27 protein-coding genes, 1 tRNA gene and 1 other RNA gene are annotated in these 25060 nt (G+C 64.5%); 13 read left to right on the top strand and 16 right to left on the bottom strand.

Translation table 11 applies throughout. The annotated features are described in order from the left end of the window. Positions 1–161: 161 nt before the first annotated feature. Together ACFHWW_RS02225 and ACFHWW_RS02220 are read right to left on the bottom strand one after the other, a co-directional pair. Complete coding sequence (locus ACFHWW_RS02225) at positions 162–1421, bottom strand: ABC transporter substrate-binding protein (protein WP_324762681.1); 1260 nt, start codon at positions 1419–1421, stop codon at positions 162–164. Positions 1422–1474: 53 nt separating this feature from the next. Further along, a complete protein-coding gene (locus ACFHWW_RS02220) occupies positions 1475–2371 on the bottom strand; it encodes an N-acetylmuramic acid 6-phosphate etherase (protein ID WP_379937156.1) in 897 nt (298 codons plus the stop codon). Between the two features lie 199 nt (positions 2372–2570). Between ACFHWW_RS02220 and ACFHWW_RS02215 the strand changes: the two genes are divergently transcribed. From ACFHWW_RS02215 to nagA, 4 genes are all read left to right on the top strand, one after another. Further along, positions 2571–3455 (top strand): BadF/BadG/BcrA/BcrD ATPase family protein, encoded by an 885-nt coding sequence (locus tag ACFHWW_RS02215; protein WP_379937155.1) that lies wholly within the window; start codon positions 2571–2573, stop codon positions 3453–3455. After that, on the top strand, positions 3452–4216 hold the full coding sequence (locus ACFHWW_RS02210; protein WP_018093830.1) for a GntR family transcriptional regulator: 765 nt from the start codon (positions 3452–3454) through the stop codon (positions 4214–4216). Before ACFHWW_RS02215 ends, ACFHWW_RS02210 begins: the two co-directional genes overlap by 4 nt. Positions 4217–4310: 94 nt before the next feature. Then, complete coding sequence (locus ACFHWW_RS02205) at positions 4311–5333, top strand: SIS domain-containing protein (protein WP_275596994.1); 1023 nt, start codon at positions 4311–4313, stop codon at positions 5331–5333. Next, positions 5330–6490, top strand: coding sequence for an N-acetylglucosamine-6-phosphate deacetylase (gene nagA / locus ACFHWW_RS02200; RefSeq protein WP_275596993.1), 1161 nt, complete (start codon positions 5330–5332; stop codon positions 6488–6490). The genes ACFHWW_RS02205 and nagA overlap by 4 nt, the downstream gene beginning before the upstream one ends. Before the next feature lie 195 nt (positions 6491–6685). Here nagA and ACFHWW_RS02195 read toward each other — a convergent pair whose 3' ends face one another. Genes ACFHWW_RS02195 through ACFHWW_RS02185 form a run of 3 tightly spaced genes read right to left on the bottom strand, consistent with a single transcriptional unit; the run spans position 6686 to position 9695 of the window. Then, a complete protein-coding gene (locus ACFHWW_RS02195) occupies positions 6686–7429 on the bottom strand; it encodes a copper homeostasis protein CutC (protein ID WP_379937153.1) in 744 nt (247 codons plus the stop codon). Next, positions 7426–8337, bottom strand: coding sequence for an ROK family protein (locus ACFHWW_RS02190; protein ID WP_379937152.1), 912 nt, complete (start codon positions 8335–8337; stop codon positions 7426–7428). The genes ACFHWW_RS02195 and ACFHWW_RS02190 overlap by 4 nt, the downstream gene beginning before the upstream one ends. Continuing rightward, positions 8334–9695, bottom strand: a complete 1362-nt coding sequence (locus tag ACFHWW_RS02185) for an amidase (protein WP_379937150.1) — start codon at positions 9693–9695, stop codon at positions 8334–8336. The genes ACFHWW_RS02190 and ACFHWW_RS02185 overlap by 4 nt, the downstream gene beginning before the upstream one ends. Before the next feature lie 385 nt (positions 9696–10080). Between ACFHWW_RS02185 and ACFHWW_RS02180 the strand changes: the two genes are divergently transcribed. Then, positions 10081–10815 carry a sulfate transporter family protein gene (locus ACFHWW_RS02180; RefSeq protein ID WP_018093837.1) on the top strand — a complete coding sequence of 245 codons (735 nt, stop codon included), beginning with the start codon at positions 10081–10083 and terminating at the stop codon, positions 10813–10815. A gap of 76 nt (positions 10816–10891) precedes the next feature. Beyond that, complete coding sequence (locus ACFHWW_RS02175; RefSeq protein ID WP_379937149.1) at positions 10892–11104, top strand: SlyX family protein; 213 nt, start codon at positions 10892–10894, stop codon at positions 11102–11104. Between the two features lie 75 nt (positions 11105–11179). Here the strand turns inward: ACFHWW_RS02175 and ACFHWW_RS02170 are convergent, their stop codons facing one another. The 3 genes from ACFHWW_RS02170 to ACFHWW_RS02160 all read right to left on the bottom strand — a co-directional run bounded on the left by ACFHWW_RS02170 (position 11180) and on the right by ACFHWW_RS02160 (position 13481). Continuing rightward, positions 11180–12172: a BMP family ABC transporter substrate-binding protein gene (locus ACFHWW_RS02170; RefSeq protein WP_324762690.1), complete on the bottom strand. Its 993-nt coding sequence runs from the start codon at positions 12170–12172 to the stop codon at positions 11180–11182. A gap of 285 nt (positions 12173–12457) precedes the next feature. After that, positions 12458–13111: a peptide-methionine (S)-S-oxide reductase MsrA gene (msrA, locus tag ACFHWW_RS02165; RefSeq protein ID WP_275596988.1), complete on the bottom strand. Its 654-nt coding sequence runs from the start codon at positions 13109–13111 to the stop codon at positions 12458–12460. Between the two features lie 52 nt (positions 13112–13163). Further along, a complete protein-coding gene (locus ACFHWW_RS02160; RefSeq protein ID WP_018093841.1) occupies positions 13164–13481 on the bottom strand; it encodes a membrane protein in 318 nt (105 codons plus the stop codon). Between the two features lie 230 nt (positions 13482–13711). Here ACFHWW_RS02160 and ACFHWW_RS02155 point away from each other — a divergent pair. After that, positions 13712–13801 (top strand) — tRNA-Ser (locus tag ACFHWW_RS02155). 223 nt (positions 13802–14024) lie between these two features. Here the strand turns inward: ACFHWW_RS02155 and ACFHWW_RS02150 are convergent. Then, positions 14025–15503, bottom strand: coding sequence for an MFS transporter (locus ACFHWW_RS02150; protein ID WP_379937148.1), 1479 nt, complete (start codon positions 15501–15503; stop codon positions 14025–14027). 129 nt (positions 15504–15632) lie between these two features. Here ACFHWW_RS02150 and ACFHWW_RS02145 point away from each other — a divergent pair, with 129 nt between their 5' ends. Next, positions 15633–16559, top strand: coding sequence for a LysR family transcriptional regulator (locus tag ACFHWW_RS02145; protein WP_379937147.1), 927 nt, complete (start codon positions 15633–15635; stop codon positions 16557–16559). Positions 16560–16572: 13 nt separating this feature from the next. Here the strand turns inward: ACFHWW_RS02145 and ACFHWW_RS02140 are convergent, their stop codons facing one another. Next, entirely contained in the window at positions 16573–16842 is a 270-nt protein-coding gene (locus ACFHWW_RS02140) for a BON domain-containing protein (protein WP_100669872.1), read from the bottom strand. Between the two features lie 193 nt (positions 16843–17035). Here ACFHWW_RS02140 and ACFHWW_RS02135 point away from each other — a divergent pair, with 193 nt between their 5' ends. After that, complete coding sequence (locus tag ACFHWW_RS02135) at positions 17036–17980, top strand: AEC family transporter (RefSeq protein WP_379937146.1); 945 nt, start codon at positions 17036–17038, stop codon at positions 17978–17980. A 30-nt stretch (positions 17981–18010) separates the two neighbouring features. Here ACFHWW_RS02135 and ACFHWW_RS02130 read toward each other — a convergent pair whose 3' ends face one another. Together ACFHWW_RS02130 and ACFHWW_RS02125 are read right to left on the bottom strand one after the other, a co-directional pair. Then, on the bottom strand, positions 18011–19108 hold the full coding sequence (locus ACFHWW_RS02130; protein WP_379937145.1) for a branched-chain amino acid aminotransferase: 1098 nt from the start codon (positions 19106–19108) through the stop codon (positions 18011–18013). Between the two features lie 172 nt (positions 19109–19280). Beyond that, positions 19281–20024, bottom strand: coding sequence for a cytochrome c family protein (locus tag ACFHWW_RS02125; RefSeq protein WP_275596984.1), 744 nt, complete (start codon positions 20022–20024; stop codon positions 19281–19283). Between the two features lie 153 nt (positions 20025–20177). Here ACFHWW_RS02125 and ACFHWW_RS02120 point away from each other — a divergent pair, with 153 nt between their 5' ends. The 3 genes from ACFHWW_RS02120 (at position 20178) to ACFHWW_RS02110 (ending at position 22114) form a co-directional block, all read left to right on the top strand. Further along, complete coding sequence (locus tag ACFHWW_RS02120) at positions 20178–20930, top strand: 3-deoxy-manno-octulosonate cytidylyltransferase (protein WP_018093848.1); 753 nt, start codon at positions 20178–20180, stop codon at positions 20928–20930. Positions 20931–20954: 24 nt separating this feature from the next. Then, on the top strand, positions 20955–21809 hold the full coding sequence (locus ACFHWW_RS02115; protein WP_275596983.1) for a prephenate dehydratase: 855 nt from the start codon (positions 20955–20957) through the stop codon (positions 21807–21809). Between the two features lie 167 nt (positions 21810–21976). After that, positions 21977–22114 (top strand): DUF1127 domain-containing protein, encoded by a 138-nt coding sequence (locus ACFHWW_RS02110; RefSeq protein WP_018093850.1) that lies wholly within the window; start codon positions 21977–21979, stop codon positions 22112–22114. A 131-nt stretch (positions 22115–22245) separates the two neighbouring features. On the opposite strand, the gene ACFHWW_RS02105 is transcribed toward ACFHWW_RS02110, so the two are convergent. The 4 genes from ACFHWW_RS02105 to ACFHWW_RS02090 form a co-directional block, all read right to left on the bottom strand. Continuing rightward, on the bottom strand, positions 22246–22614 hold the full coding sequence (locus ACFHWW_RS02105) for a VOC family protein (protein ID WP_100669868.1): 369 nt from the start codon (positions 22612–22614) through the stop codon (positions 22246–22248). A 98-nt stretch (positions 22615–22712) separates the two neighbouring features. After that, entirely contained in the window at positions 22713–23399 is a 687-nt protein-coding gene (locus ACFHWW_RS02100; protein ID WP_379937144.1) for a helix-turn-helix transcriptional regulator, read from the bottom strand. A 6-nt stretch (positions 23400–23405) separates the two neighbouring features. After that, complete coding sequence (gene nudC / locus ACFHWW_RS02095) at positions 23406–24386, bottom strand: NAD(+) diphosphatase (protein ID WP_018093851.1); 981 nt, start codon at positions 24384–24386, stop codon at positions 23406–23408. A 2-nt stretch (positions 24387–24388) separates the two neighbouring features. Continuing rightward, on the bottom strand, positions 24389–24835 hold the full coding sequence (locus ACFHWW_RS02090) for an HIT domain-containing protein (protein WP_275596981.1): 447 nt from the start codon (positions 24833–24835) through the stop codon (positions 24389–24391). Between the two features lie 64 nt (positions 24836–24899). Between ACFHWW_RS02090 and ffs the strand changes: the two genes are divergently transcribed. Then, positions 24900–24997: signal recognition particle sRNA small type (gene ffs, locus ACFHWW_RS02085), an RNA gene on the top strand. Positions 24998–25060: the final 63 nt, after the last annotated feature.

Genomic DNA, 25060 nt, shown 5'->3' with positions numbered 1-25060 from the left:
CCCGGGGTCGCGGAGAGCCGGCAAGCCGCTTCGATCCGCCCGTTACAGGCGCGGCGCCGTAGCGCCGGTGCCCGAGCAATCCATGACGCCGCCCCGCATGCGATACGTTTGCACATGTCGGGGAGGGTGCGCAGACGGCGTCCACGCACCCCGTTTCGGTCTTACTTTACCGGCTTGAACCAGCTGTCGAGACCGTCCTGGAGTTTCTTGGCCGCCGCCTCCGGCGTGTCCGTGCCGTTGATGACATTGGCCGACATGACCCAGGTTTCGTTCTCGAGGTTAGGGGTTCCGCGCGAAAGGATCTGATAGGTCGAGCGGATGGTCGGCTTGCATTTCTCCCGCCAGGAGACGAATTCCTGAGCGAGCGGATCGGACATCTTCACCGCCGTCGAATTCAGGCTGAAGAAGCCGGGCAGGGCGTTCGCATAGATTTCCGCGAACTCCGGCGAGGCGACCCAGGTGAGGAAGGTCTTGGCGGCATCCGCATTCTTGCTCTTGGCATTGAGTCCGATGCCGATGTCGTTGTGGTCGGAGATGTAGCAGGTATCGCCCGCCTTCTTCACCGGGGGCGGAAAGGCGCCCATCTTGAATTCGGCCTGTGTGTTGAAGCCGGAGATTTCCCAGGAGCCGGCCGGGTAGATCGCCGCCCGGCCGAGCGTGAAGAGGTTCTGGCTGTCCGGATAGGTCTGCGCCTCGAAGCCGTCGCCGAGATAATCCTTCCACTTCGCCAGCACGCGGAAAGGCTCGACCCACGGCTCGTCGGTCAGTTTCTGCTCGCCTTTCAGCAGAGCCAGACGGCCTTCCTCGCCCTTCCAGTAGTTCGGGCCGATGTTCTGGTAGCCCATCGTGGCGGCTTCCCAGAGGTCCTTGGTGCCCATCGCCATCGGGATGTAGTTGCCGTCCGCCTTGATCTTTTCGAGGACCGCGAAGAACTCCTCCTCGGTCGTCGGAACGGAAAGGCCGAGCTGGTCGAAGGCATCCTTGTTGTAGATGAAGCCGTGAATGACGGAAGCCATCGGCACGCAGAAGGTCGCCTTGCCGTCGTCGGTCGTCCACGCGGATTTGGCGACGTCGGAGAAATTCTCCATGCCGGGAAGACCGGTCAGGTCGGCAAGATGCTTCTTGTTGTAGAGTTCGAGCGAGGCGTCGAAGGGACGGCAGGTGATGAGGTCACCCGCGGAGCCGGCGTCGAGCTTGGCGTTGAGGGCGGCGTTGTATTCGGTGGGGGCCGAGGGCGCGAATACCACTTTGATGCCCGGGTTCTTCGCCTCGAAGGCGGGGATCAGCTTTTCCTGCCAGATCGCCAGGTCGTCATTGCGCCAGCTTTCGATCGTCAGCGTTGCGTCCTGGGCTTGTGCAAGCCCGGCCGAGCCGAGAATGCTCGATGCGAGCAGCAAGCCTTTCATTGTTGTGCGGGTCATGCAGTTTCTCCCCTTTAGGCGCGTGTCGCGCGGTTTTGAATTCCCAGTTTATCTCACGCCCCGACGATGGCGATCGCCCGGCGCAAATTCTGATCGGCGCGCTCGAGCGCGTCTTCGGCATGGGCGATGTCCCTCGCTCCGGATGCGAGCAGGATCGCCAGCTTGACCGACCCGGCGGCAAGGCCGAGAAGCCTGTCCGCCTCGGCGGCGCCGATGCCGGTTATGTCCGAGACGATCCGGATCGCCCGGCCGCGCAGCTTGATGTTGTCGGCACGCAGATTGACCATGTGACCATCGAGCACGTGGCCGAGATGGATGCCGACCATGGTCGAAAGCATGTTGAACGCGATCTTCTGAGCCGTCCCGGCGCCCATGCGGGTCGAGCCGGACACGACTTCCGGAGGCGTCTCCAGGAGGATGGAGACGTCGGCGTTCAGAAGGAGCGGTGCGCCGGCATTGTTGGCCATGCCGATGACGCGTGCGCCGCGTTGCCCGGCCTCGTCGGCAGCGGCGATCGCATAGGGCGTGGAACCGCTGGCAGAAACCGAAATGAGGCAGTCGCCCGCCCCGATTCCGGCTTTGCGCACATCGGCGCGCGCGAGCTCCATATCGTCCTCATAGCCGCCGGCAAGATCGGTGAGGCTTTCGGCGCCGCCGGCAATGAGAATGACGATCTGCTCCCGAGCTATGCCGTAGGTGCCCGGCAGTTCGAGGGCGTCCGCCATCGCCATCAACCCGGAGCTTCCTGCGCCGGCATAGGCAAGCCGGCCGCCCGAGGCAAGGCTGTCCGCCGCAAGGCGGGCCGCGGCGGAAATCGGCTCGATCGCCTGTTCCACCGACCTTGCCGCCTCCTGCTGACCGGCTGCGAGCAAGCGAAGGGCCAGCTCCGGACGCATGACGTCCAGGCCCTTGGCGTTGTCGCGGCGTTCCTCGGTCTTGGCTGGCGGCATGGCGTCGTTCTCCTCTTCTGGAATTAATGCCAAAAAAATACCACTTGTCTAGGAGAAATTTAACTTTTACCGCAGGAAACCACTGAAAAAAGAAATAAATCCATAATTTTCAAAGAAATAGGCTGGGGAATGATCTGTAGTCAGAAATCTCGCTTGGTTAATGGTATTTTTTTGGTATCTTGTGGTGACGGAGGTACCCATGGCGTTTTACCTGATCGGAATTGATGGCGGCGGAACGAGCTGCCGTGCGGCTGTGGCAGCCCTCGACGGCCGCATTCTCGGCCGCGGCAAGGCGGGCGCCGCGAACATCCTTACCGATCCGGAAACGGCGCTGCAGAACATAACCGATGCGGCGCGCAACGCCTTCGGGGATGCGGGCCTCGACCAGGCCGCAATTGCGGCATCGCGCGCCATCGTCGGCGTCGCCGGCCACAATGTGGGCGATGCCGTTCATTACGTGAAGAGGCGGCTTCCCTTTGCTCAGGCCGATATCGAGTCCGACGGGCTGATCGCGCTGCAGGGCGCTCTCGGCGACGGGGACGGGGCCGTCGCGATACTCGGGACGGGCACGATCTATATCGCGCGCCGGGCCGATGAGATCTGCTATGTCGGCGGCTGGGGCTTCACCATCGGAGATCACGGCAGCGGCGCACGCATCGGTCACGCGCTGCTGCAGGAGAGCCTGCTCGCCTATGACGGCATACATCAAGGCTCGCGCGTGACCGATGCCGTGCTTGCCGAGTTCAACCACGACCCGCGCGACATCGTCGATTTCGCACGCCTCGCCAAGCCCGGCGAGTTCGGCCGCTATGCGCCGCGCGTCTTCGAATATGCCGAGCGCGGCGACCCTGTGGCAGTCAGCCTGTTGGAGGCTGCCGCCGCGACGGTGGACGAGGCGCTCGACGTGGTGGTTTCGAGGGGAAGCGAGAAGCTGTGCCTCCTCGGAGGATTGGCGCCGCTTTATCGCCGCTGGCTCGCCGACCGGCATCAGCCGCGCTTCGTCGAGGCGCAGGCCGATGCTTTGACCGGAGCCGTCGCGCTGGCGGCGGCCCGTTTCGGCTCCCATTCCGGGGTGTCGGCATGAACCAGCAGCTCGCCGCCATTCTGCCGCTCGAAACCCTGCAGTCGGGGGGCGCCGGCCCGCTCTATCTGAAGCTCAGACAATCGCTCGAAGAGGCGATCCTGTCGGGCAAGCTCAATCACGGAGATGCGCTGCCGCCGGAGCGGGATCTTGCGGATTACGCCAATGTCAGCCGAGTCACGGTCCGCAAAGCCGTCGACGATCTCGTGCGTGACGGGCTCCTCGTGCGCCGCCACGGTTCCGGGACCTTCGTCGTCCGGCCGGTTTCGCGCGTCGAGCAGTCGCTTTCGCGCCTGACCTCCTTCACCGAGGACATGGCCCGGCGCGGCCTCAACACGCGTGCGGAATGGCTGGAGCGCGGGCTCTTCCATCCCTCGCCGGACGAGATGATGACCCTCGGGCTTGCGGCCGACGCGCTGGTGGCTCGCCTTGGGCGGCTCCGTATTGCCGACGACATGCCGCTTGCGATCGAACGCGCCTGCGTTTCGGCGGAATTCGTTCCCGATCCGCTCGCCGTCGCCTCCTCGCTCTATTCAGAGCTCGAGAAGAAACAGGCCCGGCCGGTACGCGCGGTGCAGCGGATCTCCGCCTGCAATATCAAGGAACCGGACGCGGCCATGCTCGGCGTCGCGGTCGGCGCCGCCGGTCTTTCGATCGAGCGCGTCTCCTATCTTGCTTCGGGGCGTGTGGTCGAATTCACGCGCTCGCTCTACCGCGGCGATGCCTATGATTTCGTCGCGGAGCTGACGATCCCGGAAAACTGAGCCGGCGTGGCCGGACGAGGGAAGGGCGGGGCCAAGGAAAAGTGTAAAGCGGTTTTCCGCCCGCATCCCGCCTGTTTGATGAAAGGACATGACGATGCAGACCAACATGCGGCGAGAAATCGACGAGATTCCCGAGGCCGCAGCGCGGTTGCTGGAGCGCTCGGCCACGGGGCTGGCGCAAGCAGGCGCGGCGCTGCGCGCCAAGGATCCGGCCTTTCTGGTAACGATCGCCAGAGGCTCTTCCGACCATGCCGCGCTGTTCCTGAAATACGCGATCGAGCTCACGATCGGTCGTCCGGTCGCCTCGCTCGGGCCCTCGCTGGCGTCGATATACGGTGCCGATCTGAAACTCGGCGGTGCGGCGGCGATTGCGATCTCGCAGTCCGGAAAGAGCCCGGACATCGTGGCCATGGCCGAAGCCGCGACACGCGCCGGCGCCGTTTCGATCGCGCTGACGAACACGCTGCCGTCGCCGATCGCCGAGGCCTGCACCCACCCGCTCGACATTCTCGCCGGGCCCGAAATTGCCGTTGCGGCGACCAAGTCCTATGTTAACTCGATCGTCGCCGGTCTTGCCGTGCTCGGCGAGTGGACCGGCGACGCGACGCTCAAGCATGCGGTCGCCGATCTGCCGAACCAGCTTGCCAAGGCCGTGAAGCTCGATTGGCAGGACTTCGCCGACGACCTTGCAGAAGCGGAATCGCTCTATGTGCTGGGCCGCGGTCCGGCGCTGGCCATCGCCAGCGAAGCGGCGCTGAAATTCAAGGAGACGTCCGGCATGCATGCCGAGGCCTATTCCGCGGCGGAGGTGCTGCACGGACCGGTGGCGCTGGTCGGGCCCCGGTTCCCGGTGCTTGTGCTGGCCGCCCGCGATGCTGCCGAGGCCTCTGTCGCCGATATCGCGGACGGCATGAGCGCCAAGGGCGCGGTGGTGCACGTGACCTCGGCACGGGCGAGCAAGGCAAAGCGCCTGCCCTTCGTCGAGACCGGGCACCCGCTCACCGACGCCTTGGCACTGATCCTGCCGTTCTATGGCTTCGTCGAGGCCTGGTCCCGCTCTCGCGGTCTCAATCCCGACGCACCGGAGAACCTCAAGAAGGTGACGGAGACACGATGACTGCGAAGAAGACGATCAGCGGAGCGCGGATTTTCGACGGCATCGACTGGCACGACGGGGCAGCCCTCGTGATCGAGGCGGGACACGTCAAGGCGATTGCGCCGGCGGGAAGCGTCCCCGCCGGCGGCGAGACCGTCGACGCGCGTGGCCTGCTTCTCGTGCCCGGTTTCATTGATCTGCAGGTGAATGGCGGCGGCGGCGCGCTTCTGAACGAAGCGCCGACCCTCGAAAGCATCCGGCAGATCTGCGCGGCGCATGCGAAATTCGGCACGACGGCGCTGCTGCCGACGCTGATCACCGACACGCGCGCGGTCAGGACCGCGGCCATTGCAGCAGGCGTCGAGGCGAAAGCCGCGGCGGTTCCGGGCTTCCTCGGCCTGCATCTCGAAGGCCCGCATCTGTCCGTCGCGCGCAAGGGGGCTCACGATCCGGCGCTGATCCGCCCGATGGGCGATGACGATCTTGCCGAGATACTCGCTTGCGCAAAGGCGCTCGGTCGTCTGATGCTCACCGTGGCCCCGGAAAACGCCACCAGGGAGCAGGTGCGGGCGCTGGCCGATGCCGGCGTCGTGGTGAGCCTCGGCCATACCGACGTGGATTACGATACCGCCTGCGCCTATGCCAAAGCGGGTGCCCGGACCGTCACGCATCTCTTCAACGCCATGAGCGGGCTCGGCCATCGCGAGCCCGGCGTGGTCGGCGCGGCGCTTTCGACCGGCACGCTCCACGCGGGCATGATCGCCGATGGTTTTCACGTTCACCCGGCGTCGATGGGCATCGCGCTGCGCGGCAAGAAAGGCCCGGGTCAGATTTTCCTGGTCACCGACGCCATGTCGCCGATCGGCACCGACCAGACGAGTTTCTTCCTGAACGGACGGGAAATCCTGCGCCAGGGCGGGCGCCTGACGCTTGCCGACGGCACCCTTGCCGGCGCCGATATCGACATGCTGTCGTCGGTCCGCTTCGTCCACCAAAGGCTTGGTCTCCCGATCGAAGAGGCGGTTCGCATGGCCTGCGCCTATCCCGCCGACGCCATGGGGATCGCCTCGCACAAGGGCCGGCTCCTGCCTGGCACGGATGCGGACTTCGTGCTGCTCACGCCGGAACTCGCAATGAAATCGACCTGGATCGCCGGGGAGGCAGTTTTCGCGGTTTGAGGCAGCTTGGCGGCGCGATACCACGGCAAGATGCCCCTCACCCTAACCCTCTCCCCGCAGGCGGGGAGAGGGTACTTGCCCTATGAAACACGGGCAGTTGTGGCTGGGCAGGCAGTCTCCGCTTGGCCCTTTGCCCCGCCTGCGGGGAGAAGGCGGGCCGGATGAGGGGCGGACGCCGGAAGGAAGCCTCACAACTTACGCTCGAATCTTCGCCCCTGTGGCATCGAGCCGCGCCCGCATCGCCCTGATCGTTGCTGAGTGCGTGCGGCGACGCTCCGGCGCGGCGAATCCCATCTCGACGAGGCGCTTGTCTTTAGCCGGCTCAGCAACAGAACAGGACGAATGAACCTCGGCGACAGCAAGCCTCGGCACGATCGCTCCGACTGTGTCGACGGTGATGCCCGATCCGGGCATGATCGAGAGCCGTCCCGCCGCCAGTTCGATAAGTCTTTCCAGCGTATCGGCCGCTTCCGGTGCCGTTCTCGCGCCGCCCGAGGTCAGGATGCGTTCGAAGCCGAGATCAGCGGCGATCTCCACCGCCTCGGCGAAATCCGGCACCAGATCGAAGGCGCGGTGCAAGGTGAGCCCCAAACCTGACGCATGGCCGGCGAGTTTCGTCAGCATGCGCGCGTCCAGGCGGCCGTCGGCGAGCGATGCGCCGAGAACCACGCCGGCGAGTCCTGCATGCCGCGCCGCGTCGATGTCGTGTCGCATGACCTCGAGGTCGGCCCTGTCATAGATGAAATCGCCCGCCCGCGGCCGGATCATCGCATAGACGGGCACCGGCGGTGGAGCGGCGGCGGCCATCAGGCCGGGGCTGGGTGTCAGCCCTCCCGCCCCAAGCGCCGAACAAAGTTCGATGCGGTCGGCGCCCCCGGCAACGGCGGCCTCCAGACCATCCGGATCGTCGACGCAGACCTCCAGCAATATGCGGCTCATGCCGATCTCCCAGCGAAGCCGAGCAAGGCGGCGCCGATCAGGCCCGGCTCCACCCGGCACTCGCCACGCACGACGAGCGGCCGGTCGAAACGCCTGAGGATGCGCGCCCGCACCGCCCGGTCGATCTCGGTGAGCAGCGCTTCGGCATTGGAAAGACCGCCGCCCACCGGCACGATCGTCGCCCCGGTGATGTTGATCACGAGCGCCAGCGGCGAACTCACCAGATCGACGAAGACGTCGATCGTGCGCGCCGCCTCGGCATTTCCGTTCTGCCAGCCTTCGATAATGTCGTGACTGGAGAGCACCTTGCCGTGGACCGTCTCATGGAGCCTTTCCAGCCCGCGTGCACCGCCGACCGTATCGACGCAACGGCTCTGGCCGCAGCCGCAGGGAAAGGCCGGTATGTCCATGGGCGGGTGTCCGGCGGCGGCCGCGACGGCGGGGCCGTGACCCCACTCGCCGGCAAAGCCGCCATCGGCATTGATCAGCCGGCCGTCGATCACCAGCCCGCCGCCGACGCCGGTGCCGAGGATGGCGCCGAAGACGATGCGATGGCCGCGCCCGGCGCCGACACCGGCCTCGGCAAGCGCGAAACAATCGGCATCGTTGGCGATCACCACCGGCAGGTGCAGCGCCGCTTCGAGTTCGGCGACGAGCTCACGCCCGTCGATGCAGGGAATGTTGGCGCATTTGATCCGGCGCGTCTCCGGATCGATCACCCCGGTGATCGAGATCGCCACCCTTTCGGGCAGGCCGCCCGCTTCGTCGAGCACGGATTCCATCGCCTCGACGAAGCGGCGGAAATCCGTGAGCGGCGTCGCGCGTCGGGGCAGCGGGAATATCCGCTCCGACGAATGGGTGATCGCGCCCTTGATCGCCGAGCCGCCGATGTCGAAACAGACGATCATGCATCGCCCCGGATGGTCGCCTCGGCGGCGAGTGCTGCGGAAAGCAGGCGGTCGTCCTGGTGATGAGGCGCCGAAAGCTGGAAGCCGACCGGCATGCCGGCCGCACCCGTGCCGCAGGGAAGAGAGACGCCGCAGAAATCCAGGAAGTTACCGATCGATGTATTGCGCAGCGTCCTGGCATTGACCTTGAAGAAGAGATCGTCGTCGGCAAGAAGCGGATCGAGCGGCGGCGCCACATGCGGCAGGGTCGGATGCGCAATGAGCTCGCCGGCCCTGATGCTCTCGCCCGCTTCATGGATCAGCCGCTCGCGGGCGTCGAGGATGGCGATGTAATCGCTGACGGTGATCTTCTCGCCGAGGCGGCTACGGGCGACGACGCGCGGGTCCATGCGCTCCGCTTCAGGCCCTGCCAAGCGTTCCCGGTGCAGCGCGTAGGCCTCTGCCGTCACAAGAGCGCCGTGGCGGGCGGTAAGCTCGAAAATTTCCGCAAAGCTCGGGAAGGCCTGCCGGCGGACCTTCACGCCCGCCGCTTCGAGGCGCTTGATCGCTTCCTCGAATGCGGTCACGACTTCCGGTTCGGCGTCGTCGAAGACGATCGTCTCGGGAACGACGATTGAAAGATCGGCGATCTCGGCGCGGCGGATCACCGGCGCGGTCAGTCCATGCATGGCGGCGTCTGCCCAGACTGCATCCTGCACCGTCTGGCAAAGAGGGCCGAGCGAATCGAGGCTTTGCGCGAGCGGGAAGACGCCCTTCATCGCGTAGCGGCCGCGTGTCGCCTTGTAGCCGACGATGCCGGTCATTGCCGCCGGGATACGGATCGAGCCGCCGGTGTCGGTGCCGATCGCCAGCGGCACGAGGCCGGCAGCGACCGCAGCGGCGGAACCGGAGGAGGAGCCGCCGGGAATGCGATGGACATCCGTGGACCTCGGATTGCGCGGCGTGCCGTAATGCGGATTGATGCCGAGCCCGGAGAAGGCGAATTCGCTCATATTGGTCCGCCCGACGCTGACCATGCCGGCGCTGCCGAGGTTCGCGACCACCGTTGCGTCGGCCGCGGCCGGCGGCCCTCCAGCGAGAATGACGGAACCTGCGGTCGTGACACCGCCGGCAAGATCGAAGAGGTCCTTCCAGGCGACGGGCAAGCCGTCGAGCAGCCCGAGGGAGCGGCCGGTCTTGATGCGCTCGGAGGCCGCCTTCGCTTCGCGCGCCGCACGCTCCTGCGTGAGCGCGACGAAGATCGATCGGTCGGGGTGGTTTTCGATCCGCGTCAGGGTTTCCGCGACAAGCGCGACGGGATCGAGCTTGCCGGACTGCGCGAGCACGGCGAGGCTCGCAAGTGTTCGTTGGTTGATCATGGTACCTTTTCCCGCTGGCGTTCCAGCGCTCGGATACGACTTTCCTTCCCCTGGATCACGATGTTTTTAGGTCGGGAGACCTGAAAAGATGAGCGTGATTGGTTCCAAGAGGTTGAGACGCGGGATCCGGGCGGAAAACCGCACACACTTTTCCTCGTCCCGCTCCAGCATATCGCATTCGTTCGACGCACACGACAATGCCCTCCTCGTTATTCCGATAGAGCAGGCGGGGTGCTTCTGCGATGGTAAAGCAATCGGCGACTTGGGGGCTGTCGCTACAAAAGGAAACAGCAGCACGCCCGAAAACCGCCTCCGGCCGGCTTGCCCCTGCCGGCCGCTCTGCCTACATGCCTTTCGGTTGCACTTATCGGCCAGGGAGACGGTCATGATTCTCGATGCGGCGCGCCTTGCCTTCGCCAATCTTTTCGCGACGGAGACCCGCACGGTCTTCTGGAAGGTCATCGGGCTGACGCTGCTGGCGCTCGTCGCGCTCTGGTTCGCGCTGCGCGAGCTCTTCGTCTGGCTTGCCCTGCCCTGGATCGATGCGCTGATGCCGGGCACACCCGACTGGGCGGGGTGGCTCACTTTCGTCGTCGGGATCTTTGCGAGCCTGGGACTCGCGCTCGCTCTGGCGCTGCTGCTGGCGCCGGTGACGGCGCTGATTGCCGGCTTCTTCCTCGACGATGTCGCCGAGGTGGTCGAGAAACGGGACTATCCCGGCGAGGCGCCCGGCACGCCGCTGCCTCTCGCCGAGGCTATCACCGGTTCGGCGAAATTCCTCGGCGTCGTCATTCTCGGCAACATCGTCGCGCTCTTCCTCCTGCTGGTGCCGGGCGTCAATCTTGTCGCGTTCTTCCTCGTCAACGGCTATCTGCTCGGCCGGGAATTCTTCGAGTTCGCCGCCATGCGCCATCGTCCGCCCGCGGAGGCGCGGCTCTTCCGTGCCAAACATCGCTCGACCGTATTCCTCGCCGGCCTCGTGCTGGCGGCCTTCCTAGCCGTGCCTCTGCTCAACCTGCTGACGCCGCTCTTTGCTGCCGGCATGATGGTGCACCTGCACAAGATGCTCTCGGCGCGGGACACCGGTTTTGCGGGCACGACCGCGGCTGCGAGAAGCTGATCGCACCGCGCTCCCTTGACACCCGGCTGCGCGCCGACATTCTGCGCCCGACTTTGAATCCGACCCACGGAGAAGCATGATGCGCGAAGTAGAAGAGCGGATCACCCGGCTCGAAGAGACGGTGGCTCATCAATTGAAGACCATCGAGGAGCTTTCGGACCAACTGGTGGAGCAATGGAAGGTGGTCGAGCAGACGCGCGCCAAGCTCGATCGTCTGACGGAACGGTTCCTGAGCCTCGAAGAACAGGCGCAAGATGCGACTCCGGTGACGCGCCCGCCGCATTATTGATGCTTCTTGATCCGACAAAAAAAGCCTCCGGTCGCATGAACCGGAGGCTTTTGAATAAGGTCTGATGTGCGACGATCAGTACGGGCAGGTCTCGTCGGTCATATAGTCGTGAACCTGGACCTTGCCGGCGATGATGTCTGCCTTCACTTTCTCGACCGCTTCCTTCATTTCCGGCGTGATCAGCGCCTGATTGTGCTCGTCGAGCGCGTAGCCGACTCCGTCTTCCTTGAGACCGAGATTGGAGATGCCGAATTCGAACTTGTCGTCCTTCGCGGCCATGAAGGAGTCGTAGACGGCGACGTCGACGCGCTTCAGCATGGATGTCAGCACCTTGCCCGGCTGCAGCATGTTCTGGTTGGAATCGACACCGATTCCGAGCTTGCCCGCATCCGCTGCCGCCTGCAGCACGCCCACGCCGGTGCCGCCGGCGGCATGATAGACGACGTCGGAGCCTTGATCGATCTGCGACTTGGCGATCTCGCCGCCCTTGACCGGGTCGTTCCATGCATCGGGCGTGGTGCCGGTGTAAGCTTCGAGCACCTTTACGTCCTCACCGGTCGACTTGGCGCCGCCGACATAGCCGCAGGCGAATTTGTGGATCAGCGGGATGTCCATGCCGCCGACGAAGCTGACCGTCTTGGTCTTGGAGGCGAGGCCGGCAAGAACGCCGACGAGATAGGAGCCTTCCTGCTCCTTGAAGACGATCGATTTGACGTTGGGTTTTTCGACAACCATGTCGATGATCGCGAACTTGGTGTCCGGATATTCGCCGGCGAGCTTCTCGAGCGACGCCGCCCAGTTGAAGCCGGCCATGACGATCGGGCTGTTGCCGTCGCTGGCGAAGCGGCGCAGCGCCTGTTCGCGCTGGGCGTCGTTGGCGATCTCGAACTCGCGATATTCGATGCCGGTTTCGGCCTTGAACTTTTCGGCTCCGTTGAAGGCCGCTTCGTTGAAGGATTTGTCGAACTTTCCGCCGAGGTCGTAGATGATCGCCGGCTTGATGTCGGCGGCCAATGCCGTCGCGGACATCATCGAGAATGCAAAAAGACCGAGAATGGTTTTTTTCATTGTAAAGCCCTGTTGTCGCTATTGATCTTTTCGGGTCTTCCGCCGGTCCCGAACGGGCCCCCACCGCGGAACCCGCCCCTCTCTTTAAGGCTTGGGTGGGCGCATCCTTGCACGGCTTCGGCAAAAAAACATCCAAATTTTTTCGGATGGTAAAAAAGCGATCCGGCCGCCGAACTGGCCGGCGGAGCCGGCTCACGGTGCAAAAAAAGGGGTGCGGACATATGTCCGCACCCCGTTCGATCCTAAGCATGTCGAGAGCGTCGGCTTCGACGCGCCGCGGAACGGTCAGGCGCCGATCGGGCAGCTGACGCCGGTGCCGCGCAATCCGCAATAGCCGTCCGGATTCTTGGCGAGATATTGCTGGTGATAGTCTTCGGCGAAGTAGAAAGGTCCCGCCTTCGCGATTTCGGTGGTGATCTCGCGGTCATGCTTGCCGACCCGCAGCGCCTTCTGGAAGGCGTTGCGCGCAGCATTCGCCTCGGCGAGCTGCTCCTCGTCATAGACATAGATCGCCGAGCGGTAGGTGGTGCCGACGTCGTTGCCCTGGCGCATGCCCTGGGTGGGGTCGTGCTCCTCGAAGAATGTCTTCAGCAGGCGCTGAAGCGAGACCTTGGCCGGATCGTAGACCACCAGCACCACCTCCGTGTGGCCGGTCAACCCCGTCGTCGTCTCCTGATAGGTCGGATTGGGCGTGAGCCCGCCGGAGTAGCCGGCAGCCGTCACGTAGACGCCGGGGATCTGCCACAGGAGACGCTCGGCGCCCCAGAAGCAGCCCATACCGAAGAGGATCTTCTTCATGCCCTCCGGATAAGGGCCCTTGAGCGGCCGTCCGGACACGAAATGCGTCGTCGCGGTCGGGATTTCCTCCTCTCGGCCGGGCAGCGCCGTTGCAGCATCGGGCAGGATGGTCTTCTTGTTGAACATGTCGATCAGAAACATCTGAGGCTCCTTTCGTCAGCGCTCGTGGGAGCAAGCCGCGCGGCTCCGGCGCTCAGGCGGCAAAGCGCCCGGCAGCGGGTTTCTTCCTGTATCCGGCCATCCACAGGAGGAGGGCGAGGGCGAGGAATACGGCAAAGGCGGGCTGCGCCAGAATCCAGTGCAGCGCCCTGAGCCACATTGCAGGCCCGGCGCCGGTCCGCTGCAGCGACTGAATCCAGTTCAGCTGGTCGGATCCGATCGCCGCTATGCCGTCGGCAAGCGAAGTGATGACCGGCTCCGACGCCGCTACCGACTGAATGGAATCGATCGTCCCTGCAAAGACCGCAGCCATCAGCGCCAGAAAGCTCGCAAACCGAAGCAGCAACCGCATCCGCTCCCCCCTTTCGGCTCGTCCTGCGCAAGAGATAGGCGCAAGGGCGGGCAAGCGCAATGGCGGGTCATCCGCAGCAGCTTTCACGGCCTGTCAATAATATGTCAGAAACCAGTTGATCCCGCGCACATCATCGGTATATATCGCGCCCGTCTCCCGGTTTCACCGGTGACGCGGAGAAGCTTCGCTTTTCCCCATCCAGCCGGATCGACCGCCGGCTGCAGAAGGATGGACAGGTGGCCGAGTGGTTGAAGGCGCACGCCTGGAACGCGTGTATACGTGAAAGCGTATCGAGGGTTCGAATCCCTCTCTGTCCGCCATCAGCCGCCGATTGTCCTCGATCGTGCGATACTGCCGCCGATGGCCGCATCATCATCATCATCAAGCTGCATACGCACATCGCCAATTACTGCCGTTCCTACGATACAGCCCGACGTGTGCGACGTTCGTGATCGACCGTGTTGTCGGTGACGGACCAGCCGTCGAACGCAGCCGGCAGGGTTCCCGCCACTGACGAAGCAAGATGGTGCCGACAGCCATACCTCATTGATCTTCATCGCGAAGTGCCGCGCCGGCGGAAGCGCGCATCAAGAGAGCGCGGCTCCGGAGCGCGATGACGAGTGCTGCCATGACCAGAACGCCCGCGACTGTGAAAGTGATCCGCATGCCGGCGGCAACGGCCACGGGTGGTGCGGACGCGATCTCGGGTGCAGCCGATGCGAAGGCGAAGACGACTCCCATGACCGACGCGCCGGTGACGAGCCCGACATTGCGCGAGAGATTGAGCATTCCGGAGACGACGCCGCGCCGGTCCGGGCGGACTTCCACCATCACGGCCGTATTGTTGGCTGCCTGGAACAGCTGGTAACCCGGCGTCAGGACGAGCATGGCGGCTAGGTAGCCGGCGACGCCGAACATCTCCGGAAGCACCGTCAGGGCGAATGAGCCGGCGGCCATTGCGAGGAGACCCGCGACGATCATGAACGGGGCTCCCAGGCGGTCGACGGCACGGCCGGCCGGCAGACCGCTCAGGGCGGAGACGACCGGACCCGCCGACATGACGATCCCGACCAGCGCTTCGCCGAGGCCGAGCGAGCGCGAGAGGTAAAACGGCCCGACCACCAGCGTTGCCATCATCACCGTCGAGACGAGTGCGCTCATGGCAAGCCCCGCACCGAGCACCGGGTCCCGCAGAGCCTCGATCCGGATCAAGGGGGTCGCCGCTCGCCGCTCGGCCAGTACGAAGAGGCCGGCGCCGACGACGGCGGCGGCCAGGAGAGCCATGTTGAGCGGACCGAAACGATCGCGCGCAACGGTCATGGCCAGTGCATAGGCGGCCAGCGTCAGGCCGAGCAGCACCGTGCCCGGAACGTCGAAATCTGCATGCCTGGCCGCAGGCCTTTGGAGATCGGCGGGCAGCGAGCGATGAGCGAGAAGAAGGGCCAAAGCGCCGAGCGGCACGTTAACGAGGAAGATCGCCTGCCAGCCGAGACCGGCGACCAGGACGCCGCCGAGCGACGGCCCCAGCGCGGTTCCGATCGCCGACATGGTGCCCAGCAGGCCCATGGCGCCACCGGTCTTTTCCTTCGACACCGTCTCTCCGACCAGGGCCGTGGCGAGCGCCATCATGACCGCCGCACCGAGCCCCTGAACCGCCCGGGCGGCAATGAGGAGCTGCAGGCTCGGTGCAGCGCCGCACAAGCCCGAAGCCACGGTAAAGAGCAGGATCCCGGCAAGCAGCAGCCGCCGGCGCCCGACCATGTCGCCGAGCCGGCCGACACCGACGATGAGGGTGGTAATGGCAAGGAGATAGGCAAGGACGACCCATTGGACCTGCTGGAACGAGGCGGAGAACGCCGTGGCGAGGCTCGGCAGGCCGACATTCGCGATGCTGGTGCCGAGCGAGGACAGCAGCACGGAGAGCGAAAGGCTGGCGAGCGCCCATCGGGCCGAGGCGGCTCTGTGCGGATTTGCACCTGCGGCATCGTCTGGCGCGGCAACGGCTGGTTTCGGCATGAACATTCCTTCCCTGGACCCTGAAGCGTTCCGAGGAGAAGCTAGCCGCTCGACCATCATGGCGGAACACGCACGATTTGCACTTGATTCGTGCGTTTCACGCCATGTCAATGAAATCTGTGCTACTGTCGCCGCATGCCGAAACCCGATCTCAATCTCCTCGTCATCCTCGACGTGCTGCTCACGGAAGGCAGCGTCGCGCGCGCTGCCAAGCGGCTGCGCCTGAGCCCCTCGGCAATGAGCCGGGCGCTTCAGCGGTTGCGCGAGACGATCGGCGACCCGCTTCTGGTTCGGGCCGGGCGCGGCCTCGTTGCGACGCCGCGTGCGCTCGATCTGCGCGAGAAGGTTGGCCGGCTGGTGGAGGAGGCGCAATCCGTCCTGCGGCCGCAGGAGAAACTCGACCTGAAACGGCTCGCTCGGACGTTCACGCTGCGCACCAGCGACGGCTTCGTCGAAAACTTCGGGCCGAAGCTCCTTGCCCGGCTCGGCGCGGATGCCCCCGGGCTACGCCTGGCCTTCGTGCAGAAATCGGACAAGGACAGCGGCCCGCTTCGGGACGGGAGCGTAGATCTCGAAACTGGTGTGGTGGGCGAGGCGACAGGGCCGGAGTTGCGGACGCAGGCTCTGTTCCGGGACCGGTTCATCGGCGTCGTGCGCAAGGGCCACGCTCTAAGCGGGGGCGAGGTAACACCGGCCCGCTACGCAGCCGGCAGGCACATCCTTGTTTCAAGGCGGGGGCCGGAGAAGGCGGCTGTCGGCATCGATGACACAATGAGGTCGATCGGATTGGAGCGCGAGGTCGTTACCATTGTGGGCGGCTTTTCGAGCGCCCTGGCGCTGGCTCGCTCCACGGACCTGATCGCCAGCGTTCCAGAACGCCACACCAGCGCCTTGCGTCAGGGAATGCACAGCTTTGCGCTGCCCTTCTCCCTGCCGCAGATCACGGTGTCGCTGCTCTGGCATCCGCGGCTCGATGCCGATCCGGCGCATCGCTGGCTGCGCGGCTGCATCCGCGAGGTTTGCACGGCGCAAGGCTCAGACATGCCGGCCCTGGCCAGTTGAGACGCGGCTCCCTTCACTTTGAATCTTCGCGCGCCCTTAGTCCGTTCTCCACGCTCGAAACACCGATGACCGAGGCGGCTGCTTCGCCGGCAGAGGCAATGTCCGCTTCGCTTCCAACCGTACCGGAGAGCACGACGATATTGCCTAAAGCGATCACCTCCATGTCGCTCGTATCGATCGTAGTTGCGTAGCGAAGGAAGTGCAGAACTTTATCCGCCAGATCGTCATCGGTCAGATGAGGATCGTCGTCCTTGTGAGAGTAGTTCGGGTATTCGCTCGGCATTTCTGGTCATTCCCGTCCTCGATCGCAACGCTTGGCAGCGCCGGAATGTTCCGGTCGCGCATGGCCGCGTTCGCGCTGATTCTTCTGTAATTGCTGCATGTTGGCCTCTAATCAAGAAGGCCCGCAGCATGCGTCTCCCTTGCCTCCATAGCCCGAACAGGGCTATGGCTTGGAAACCCATCAAGGCTCTTCCATGTCCGACGTCTTCCTGAACGTTCTACCGATTTTCGTCCTGATCCTGACAGGCTGGCTCATCGTCCGGCTCGGCTACCTGAAGCCGGCCGTCGGCGAAGCGCTCGGCGATTTCGTCTTCCGCGTCGCAGTGCCGGTGCTGCTCTTCCGTACCATCGCAGAGGCGGATTTCAAGGAAGGGTCGCCCTGGCCGCTCTGGGTTGCCTATTTCTCCGGCGTCGCGGTGACCTGGACCATCGGCCATCTGGCGGCGACGCTCGGCTTCGGCCGGGACGCGCGCATGGGGGTGCTTGCCGGCGTTTCGTCCGCCTTCGCCAATACGGTCTTCATCGGCCTGCCGCTCGTTTCCCGCCTTGTCGGCCAAGACGGTATCGTTGCGCTGTCGATCCTGCTCTCCGTCCATCTGCCGGTCATGATGATTGCCGGAACGGTGATGATGGAGCGCGCAGAACGTCAGACGACCGGCGCACCGGGGCAGGGCATCTGGAAGCTCATGGGCGGAGTTGCCCGCAACCTCGTCCGCAATCCCCTCGTGATCGGCCTTGCCTTCGGCGCTCTGTTCCATCTCCTCGGACAACCGCTCGGCGGACCGGTGAAGATTGTCGTCGACCAGCTTGCGGGCGTGGCAGCGCCTGCGGCGCTCGTCTCGATCGGCATGGCCCTCGACAAGTACGGTCTTGCCGGCAATACCGGGCTCGCGGCCGTGACGAGCACCCTCAAACTCCTGGTGCTGCCCGGCGCCGTCTTCGCCGCCTGCCATCTGTTAGGGCTGAACGACAGCTGGACCGCGGCGCTGGTGCTGACCTCGTCGGTCCCGACCGGCGTCAACGCCTGGCTGATCGCCAACCACTTCAATGTCGGGCATGCGCTCGCCTCCTCCACCATCACCCTGACCACTGCGCTCGGCGTGGTCAGCGTGTCGGTGTGGGCCTATCTGCTGATGTGACAGGGCGGGAGTCCTGACCGAAGGCTGCGCTCAAAACAGCCGGTCGAGCCAGCCATGCGGGTCCGGCGCGCGCCCGTTCTGGATGTCCAGCAAGGCTGTCTTCAGGCGGCCGGCAACCGGACCGGCTCCGCCGTCGCCGATGGTGAAGCTGTGTTCGCGGCCCTTGACCTTGCCGATCGGCGTTACGACCGCGGCCGTCCCGCAGGCGAAGGCCTCGGTGAGGCGGCCGCTTTCCGCATCCGCCTGCCATTGATCGATGGCATAGGGCTCTTCGCGCACCGTAAGCCCCATATCGCGGGCGAGCGTGATCAGCGAATCGCGCGTGATGCCCGGCAGGATCGTGCCCGTCAGCGGCGGCGTCTGCAGCGAGCCGTCGCGGAAGACGAAGAAGACGTTCATGCCGCCGAGCTCTTCGACGAAGCGGCGCTCGACCGCGTCGAGGAACACCACTTGCTCGCAGCCCTCCTGCATCGCCTCCGCCTGCGCCGCAAGACTCGCGGCATAGTTGCCGCCGCATTTGGCCTCGCCGGTGCCGCCGGGCGCTGCCCGGGTGTAATTCTCCGAAACCCATATGGTGACGGCCGGGGCGCCGCCCTTGAAGTAGGAACCGACCGAGGAAGCAATGACGCAGTAGAGATATTCAGCCGAAGGCTTCACGCCGAGGAGCACTTCCGTCGCGATCATGAACGGCCGGAGATAGAGCGCGGCTCCTTCACCGGCGGGAATCCAGTCGCGGTCGATACGAACCAGTTCGCGCACGGATTGGACGAACAGCTCCTCCGGCAGCGGCGCCATTGCGAGCCGAAGCGCGGAATTGCGAAAACGGCGCGCATTGGCGTCGGGGCGAAACAGCGTGGCGCCTCCGTCGGGCAGGCGATACGCCTTCATGCCCTCGAAGATCTCCTGGGCATAATGCAGCACGAGTGTCGACGGATCGAGATCGAACGCCTTTCGCGGGCCGATCTTCGCATCGTGCCAGCCGCGGCCCTCGGAATAGCGGATCGTCGCCATGTGATCGGTGAACACGCGCCCGAAGCCCGGATTGGCAAGCAGCGCATCGCGCTCGCCGGTCGCCATTCTGGTCGGGTTCTGCTCGAACAGGAAAGTCTGCTCACCGCTACCGGTCATCTGTCGTCTGCTCCTTCGTTCCGAGCGGTTGGTGTCGCTCGCGTTGCATATGTCGAATGGTGAAGGCCATTCTATATCATGATGCGGCCAGGCTCATCACATCTGCGGGATGTGAAAAAACCCGATCGACCGACCGGGTTTTTCAGGAAGACTGGCCGTGTGCTGACCGCAGTCAGTTTGCCGGAGCCGGCGCCGGAGCGCCGGTCTGACCTGCCGGAGCTGCTCCGCCTTCGGCAGGAGCAGGGGCCGGGCTGGCTTCAGTGGCTGCGGGAGCCGCACCGCCCTCGGCAGGAGCCGGAGCTTCAGCAGCGGCGGGAGCCTCCTGACCTGCAGCGGGTGCCGCCTCGGTGGAGCCTGCCGCGCCGGCGTCCGGCAGCGGGGCCGGGCTGTCGGCCTGCTCACGCAGCCAGGCGATGAGGTTGGCGCGCTCGTCGGTCTTCTTGAGGCCGGCGAAGCCCATGGCCGTGCCCGGCACGTGCTTCTTCGGCGCTTCGAGGAAGTAGCTCAGATGATCGTAGTCCCACACGACTTTGCCGCCTTCGGAAAAGGTCTGCATGCCCGCGGAATAGCTGAAGCCCTCATGCGAGGCGATCGGGCGGTTGACGACGCCCCAGAGGTTCGGGCCGACCTTATTCGGTCCGCCCTTCTCGATGGTGTGACAGCTTGCGCATTTCTTGAACACGGCCTCGCCGGCGGAGGCATCGGCGCTGGCGAGCAGCGGCCCGATCGGTTCGGACTTCGCTTCCTCGCCGCCGGCAGCCCCCGCTTCGCCTGCCGTTTCCTCGGCGACGATGGCGAAACCTTCCTTCTCGGGAGCTTCGGAATGGAAAATGCCTTCCGACGCAATGGATACGGACATCAGAACGAAGACCGTACCCAACAAGGCACCCACACCCATGTTCACATATGGATTCATCTGCAAACGCTCCCTTAGCCACCGGCAAACAAAAAACCGGCCCATCTTGAAATCGCGCGGAACCTATGTCTTTTGGCTCTGCGTTGCAACAGAGATTATCAACCCCGGAGTGAGACGTTTTGACACTTTCTCCGGGTTTTCGAAGGCCGAACGATGAATCGTGAACAATCGGGCAAAACCCTCGTACTCATTCCCGCGCGCATGGCGTCGACGCGCCTTCCCGGCAAGCCGCTTGCCGACATTTGCGGCCTGCCGATGATCGTGCAGGTGGCAAGGCGGGCGGCGGAGGCCGAGGTCGGGCGGATCGTGGTGGCAGTCGATCATCCCGATGTCTTCGCGGCCGTGACCGGCGCCGGCTTCGAAGCGATCATGACGCGCGTCGATCACCAGTCGGGCTCCGACCGGATCCACGAGGCGCTCCTGAAGGCTGATCCGCATGGCGAAGCGGAAATCGTCATCAACGTTCAGGGCGATCTTCCGACCATCGAGCCGGGTCCTATTCGTGCGGCGCTGAAGCCGCTGGAAAATGCCTCGACCGACATCGCCACGCTGACCGTGGCGATCACCGACGAACACGAAAAGACCAATCCCAACGTCGTCAAGGTCGTCGGCTCGCCGCTTTCCGAAAGCCGCTTTCGCGCGCTCTATTTCACCCGCGCCACCGCACCCTACGGCGAAGGCCCCCTCTATCACCACATCGGGCTTTACGCCTATCGTCGCAAGGCGCTGGAAAGCTTCGTTTCGCTGAAGCCGTCGACGCTCGAGAAACGCGAATCGCTCGAGCAGTTGCGGGCGCTCGAAGCGGGCATGCGCATCGATGTCGAGATCGTGGATTCCGTGCCGCTCGGGGTCGACACGCCGGCCGATCTCGACAAGGCCCGCCGCATCCTTTCCGCCCGCGTCTGACATTCCGACATCAAGGGGACCAAAGTGACCGCCAAGACCAACCGGATTTCATTCCAGGGCGACTACGGCGCCAATTCCGACATGGCCTGCCGCGACATGTTCCCGTCGATGGAGCCTCTGCCGTGCCAGACCTTCGAGGATGCCTTCCTCGCGGTGGAAAACGGCGAGGCCGATCTCGCCATGATCCCGATCGAAAACACGATTGCCGGACGCGTCGCCGACATCCATCACCTCCTGCCCGAATCGCGCCTGCATATCGTCGGCGAATATTTCATGCCGATTCGCTTCCAGCTGATGGTGCTGCCCGGCGTCGGGCGCGACGAGATCCGCACCGTGCACAGCCATATCCACGCGCTCGGCCAGTGTCGGAAGATCGTGCGTGCCAACGGGTGGAAGCCGGTGGTCGCGGGCGATACGGCCGGCGCCGCCAAGCTCGTCAAGGAAGTGGGCGACCGCTCGATGGCGGCGCTTGCTCCGCGCCTTGCCGCCGACCTCTACGGCCTCGACATCATCGCCGAGAACGTCGAGGACACCGACAGCAACGTCACGCGCTTCGTGGTGCTGTCCAGAGAGGAGAGCAGGGTTGCCCGCACCTCGAAGGACGAACTGATCATCACGACCTTCGTCTTCAACGTGCGCAATATCCCGGCGGCGCTCTACAAGGCGATGGGCGGCTTCGCGACGAACGGCATCAACATGACCAAGCTAGAGAGCTATCAGCTCGGCGGCAAGTTCGTGGCGACCCAGTTCTATGCGGACATCGAGGGGCATCCCGACGATACAGGCGTGCGCCACGCGATGGACGAGCTGCGCTTCTTCTCGGAAAATGTGCGCATCCTCGGCACCTATCCGGCGCATCCGATGCGCGGCGTGCTCTGACCATGCGGTGCGGCTTCGGCCGACCCGCATCACCCCGGACGCACGAGAAAACGGCAAAACGCGTTAACCGGCTACGCGTCCAGTGCATGCCTAATTTGCAATCGTGGAACTACTTAAATCTTAGGCAAATGCCTATTTAGCTCTCGTACAAAGAAGGAGCTAAAAAGATGAAAATCCGTCAGAAGATTACGGAATACGTAAAGATGCGCCGTGCGGTCCGCGAGCTGAACGCCCTCGACGATCACGCCCTGAGCGATATCGGTATTTCCCGTTCCCAGATTCAGGCAGCCGTTTTCGGCCGTTAATACCGGGATGACCCCGCGCCGCATTTGACCGCGCGACATCCGAAGTCTTCCACACCCCGCCTCCGTGCGGGGTGTGAGCGTTTTATACGCACGTTTGCTTACGGGCGTTCAACGTTTCTCACGCGGCATGGCTATTCGTCGTAAAGGCAGACACGCAGGCGATGCCCGTCCGGATCGAGTGCGACGAAAGTCGGTCCGAAATCCATCCGTGTCAGTTCCTGGGCGATCGGCAGGCCCATTGCGCGCCATTCCTCGTAACGCGCACGCACAGCCTCTTCCCCTTTTACCATGAAGGCGACTTCGGCTCGGGCGCCGTCACCGATAGGCTGAGGCTGCACTTTCTCCCTTGCCCACAAGCCGAGAACGAAACCGTCCTGCACCTCGAAGGACGAGAAGGTCGGAAAGGTGGCGGTCGGCTCTTTGGCCAGAAGCTTCCTGTAGAATTCGACGCTGGCCGGTGGGTCCATGACGTAGAGGACGATGAGATTGGGTGTTGCCATGATGGTCTCCTTGTTTCGAGACCTGAAGTCTAGCTCGGCATGCTGCCAGTTTTTGTCAGCAGTCTGCGAGGCGGCAAAGAAACATCCGCGCATCGGATTCAGGCGGGATCGATGCCGTTCACGGCGCGCCAGTCCTTGAGCAGGGCTTGGCGGCGGCGCGGATAGCGATTGTCGAGCATCGCCGCTTCTGCAATCCGGTCCGTCCGGAAATGGCGGAAATCCTGCCTCAGCTCGCACCACGCCGCGAGCACCCGGACCTCTTCGAAGAAACCAAGCGCGAAGGGCCAGACCGTCCGGCGGCTGTCGCGGCCGTCATTGTCGAGATAGTGCAGTTCGACCTTGTGTTCGCTGCGGATCGCTTTGCGCAAGAGGCTGAGGTCGATCGTTTCGGCACCCGGCTTTCGCGGGCCCACCAGAAGGGTCGAATGCTCGAGTTTCTCTTTCAGGTCCGCCGGAAGCACCGAGCCGATCTTTGCCAGCGCATCGGCGGCTGCGGTCGCGAGCCTTGGGTCGCCGCGTTTGGCGACCCAGCGAGACCCTAGCACCAGCGCCTCGATCTCCTCCTCGGAAAGCATCATGGGGGGAAGCATGAAGCCGGGCCTGAGCACGTAGCCGACGCCGGGCTCGCCTTCTATATGCGCGCCCCGCGCCTGCAGGCTGGCTATGTCCCGGTAGAGGGTTCTGAGACTGACGCCGGTCTCCTCGGCGAGCCGCCGGCCGCTGACCGGCTGGCGATAACGCCTCAGCACCTGCATGAGATCGAGCAGGCGTTCCGATCGGGACATGGCACCTCAGCTGCGCTCGGGCCAGGCCAGCCAGTCGCGCATGAGCTGGTGCGCAATGGCGCCCTTCGGCGGCGGAATGTGCTCGTCTCCGGTGTCGGCGACGCCCGTGGCGCGCTCCAGCATCGCCTCGGTTTCCGCCCGCGTGAACCAGCGGACGTCTTCCAGTTCCTGTTCGTCGCGCTTGATGGCGGTCGACTTCGCTTCCGCATAGCAGCCGATCATCAGCGAATGGGGGAGCGGCCAGGGCTGCGACGCATGATAGCGCACGCGGCCGATCCGGATGCCGGACTCCTCGAGCGTTTCCCGGCGCACCGCGTTTTCGATCGTCTCGCCCGGCTCGACGAAACCGGCGAGGCAGGAATACATGCCCGGCGTAAAATGCGGGCTGCGGCCCAGCAGGCATTGATCGCGCTCGACATCGATCGTCAGCATGATAACGACCGGATCGGTACGCGGGAAGACCATGTGCCCGCAGGCCGTACAGATGCGCCTATAGCCGCCGGCCGCACCGTCCATCGGGCCGCCGCAGCGGCCGCAGAACCGGTTGCCGGCGTTCCAGACGATCAGGCTCGACGCCTGCGCAAACTGCCCCAGCAGGTTTTCCGGCAGCATCTGCTGGCGATAGAGCATGCGGGCATCGGCGATCTTGAAGGGCTCCGGCACCGTCTCCTCCGTCAGCCCCGAAGGCACGGCAAGACGCGGCTCGCCGTTCGGCAGAAAGCCGAGCAGGACCGCATCGTCCATGGTCGGCTCGAGCCCCGCCAGTTCATAGGGTGCGAAAAGCGGATCGATGACCTTCTCGTCGTGCTTGACGATCAGCTTCGCCCCGGAAAAAGCCAGGAAATGCGCGCCGGGATGCTTGAGCGCCGCCTCGATGCAGTCGTCGGGGCGGTGCTCGGACCGGCGGTCCAGGTGGTTCTCCGCGAAGGCGACGAGCGTGCTCGGCTCGGGGTGCGGGCTGTGAAGATCGAAGATCGTTTTCGTCATGCTCAGAGATTTTCCATGATGCGTGCTGCGAATGCCCTGTGCTCCTCCTCCGGCCATGGCTCGGCCTTGCCGAAGCCCCAGACCGGGCCCGGCCAGTTCGGATCGCCTTCACGACGGGCGATGATATGCACGTGAAGCTGCCGGACGATGTTGCCGAGCGCGCCGATATTGATCTTTTCGGCGCCGGTCGCCTTCTTCAGGCCTGCCGCTACCAGATTGGTCTCGAAGGTGAGCATCGCCTGGTCGAGCGGCGTCAGTTCGAAGACCTCCGTTATGTCGGCGCGCTGGGGTACGAGGATCAGCCAGGGCCAGCGCCGATCGTTCATCAGCCGCATCTGGCACAGCCCGAGCGTGCCGATCGGTATGCCGTCGCGCTCAAGTCGCTCGTCAAGCGTGAAGGTCGTCAAGAAACTCTCCTCGGCATCAAACGGATTCGCTTTGTTTTGCATATCGATACCAGTTTTTTAAAGGCTTGGCTTGCATTTGCTGCGGATATTGCCGATATGAAAGCCGGGAGGTTGGTGGTGGACGAGCCACTCGCCAACCGGGTCAGGTCCGGAAGGAAGCAGCCCTAACGAGCCCCGGCACGGGTCATCGTGCCAGCCTCCCACCTTCTCCGTCCTGTCGGGACACCACCTTCTTCGTCCCTGTCGGGGCACCACTTTCTTTGTCCC

Source organism: Sinorhizobium sp. P24N7, assembly GCF_042436655.1.
Classification (GTDB): Bacteria; Pseudomonadota; Alphaproteobacteria; order Rhizobiales; family Rhizobiaceae; genus Sinorhizobium; species Sinorhizobium meliloti_A.
Note: the sequence above shows the minus strand (reverse complement) of the source record. Positions and strands in the feature narration are given on the sequence as shown.

Coding starts and splice junctions, on each gene's coding strand:
- ACFHWW_RS02175 (WP_379937149.1), top strand. CDS start 10,892: ATGATGCGCGAAGTAGAAGAGCGGATCACCCGGCTCGAAGAGACGGTG.
- ACFHWW_RS02215 (WP_379937155.1), top strand. CDS start 2,571: ATGGCGTTTTACCTGATCGGAATTGATGGCGGCGGAACGAGCTGCCGT.
- ACFHWW_RS02105 (WP_100669868.1), bottom strand. CDS start 22,614: ATGGCAACACCCAATCTCATCGTCCTCTACGTCATGGACCCACCGGCC.
- nudC (WP_018093851.1), bottom strand. CDS start 24,386: ATGACGAAAACGATCTTCGATCTTCACAGCCCGCACCCCGAGCCGAGC.
- ACFHWW_RS02130 (WP_379937145.1), bottom strand. CDS start 19,108: ATGACCGGTAGCGGTGAGCAGACTTTCCTGTTCGAGCAGAACCCGACC.
- msrA (WP_275596988.1), bottom strand. CDS start 13,111: ATGTTTCTGATCGACATGTTCAACAAGAAGACCATCCTGCCCGATGCT.
- ACFHWW_RS02170 (WP_324762690.1), bottom strand. CDS start 12,172: ATGAAAAAAACCATTCTCGGTCTTTTTGCATTCTCGATGATGTCCGCG.
- ACFHWW_RS02120 (WP_018093848.1), top strand. CDS start 20,178: ATGAATCGTGAACAATCGGGCAAAACCCTCGTACTCATTCCCGCGCGC.
- ACFHWW_RS02205 (WP_275596994.1), top strand. CDS start 4,311: ATGCAGACCAACATGCGGCGAGAAATCGACGAGATTCCCGAGGCCGCA.
- ACFHWW_RS02145 (WP_379937147.1), top strand. CDS start 15,633: ATGCCGAAACCCGATCTCAATCTCCTCGTCATCCTCGACGTGCTGCTC.
- ACFHWW_RS02150 (WP_379937148.1), bottom strand. CDS start 15,503: ATGTTCATGCCGAAACCAGCCGTTGCCGCGCCAGACGATGCCGCAGGT.
- nagA (WP_275596993.1), top strand. CDS start 5,330: ATGACTGCGAAGAAGACGATCAGCGGAGCGCGGATTTTCGACGGCATC.
- ACFHWW_RS02110 (WP_018093850.1), top strand. CDS start 21,977: ATGAAAATCCGTCAGAAGATTACGGAATACGTAAAGATGCGCCGTGCG.
- ACFHWW_RS02185 (WP_379937150.1), bottom strand. CDS start 9,695: ATGATCAACCAACGAACACTTGCGAGCCTCGCCGTGCTCGCGCAGTCC.
- ACFHWW_RS02195 (WP_379937153.1), bottom strand. CDS start 7,429: ATGAGCCGCATATTGCTGGAGGTCTGCGTCGACGATCCGGATGGTCTG.
- ACFHWW_RS02190 (WP_379937152.1), bottom strand. CDS start 8,337: ATGATCGTCTGTTTCGACATCGGCGGCTCGGCGATCAAGGGCGCGATC.
- ACFHWW_RS02180 (WP_018093837.1), top strand. CDS start 10,081: ATGATTCTCGATGCGGCGCGCCTTGCCTTCGCCAATCTTTTCGCGACG.
- ACFHWW_RS02220 (WP_379937156.1), bottom strand. CDS start 2,371: ATGCCGCCAGCCAAGACCGAGGAACGCCGCGACAACGCCAAGGGCCTG.
- ACFHWW_RS02210 (WP_018093830.1), top strand. CDS start 3,452: ATGAACCAGCAGCTCGCCGCCATTCTGCCGCTCGAAACCCTGCAGTCG.
- ACFHWW_RS02140 (WP_100669872.1), bottom strand. CDS start 16,842: ATGCCGAGCGAATACCCGAACTACTCTCACAAGGACGACGATCCTCAT.
- ACFHWW_RS02160 (WP_018093841.1), bottom strand. CDS start 13,481: ATGCGGTTGCTGCTTCGGTTTGCGAGCTTTCTGGCGCTGATGGCTGCG.
- ACFHWW_RS02090 (WP_275596981.1), bottom strand. CDS start 24,835: ATGCAAAACAAAGCGAATCCGTTTGATGCCGAGGAGAGTTTCTTGACG.
- ACFHWW_RS02135 (WP_379937146.1), top strand. CDS start 17,036: ATGTCCGACGTCTTCCTGAACGTTCTACCGATTTTCGTCCTGATCCTG.
- ACFHWW_RS02100 (WP_379937144.1), bottom strand. CDS start 23,399: ATGTCCCGATCGGAACGCCTGCTCGATCTCATGCAGGTGCTGAGGCGT.
- ACFHWW_RS02125 (WP_275596984.1), bottom strand. CDS start 20,024: ATGAATCCATATGTGAACATGGGTGTGGGTGCCTTGTTGGGTACGGTC.
- ACFHWW_RS02225 (WP_324762681.1), bottom strand. CDS start 1,421: ATGACCCGCACAACAATGAAAGGCTTGCTGCTCGCATCGAGCATTCTC.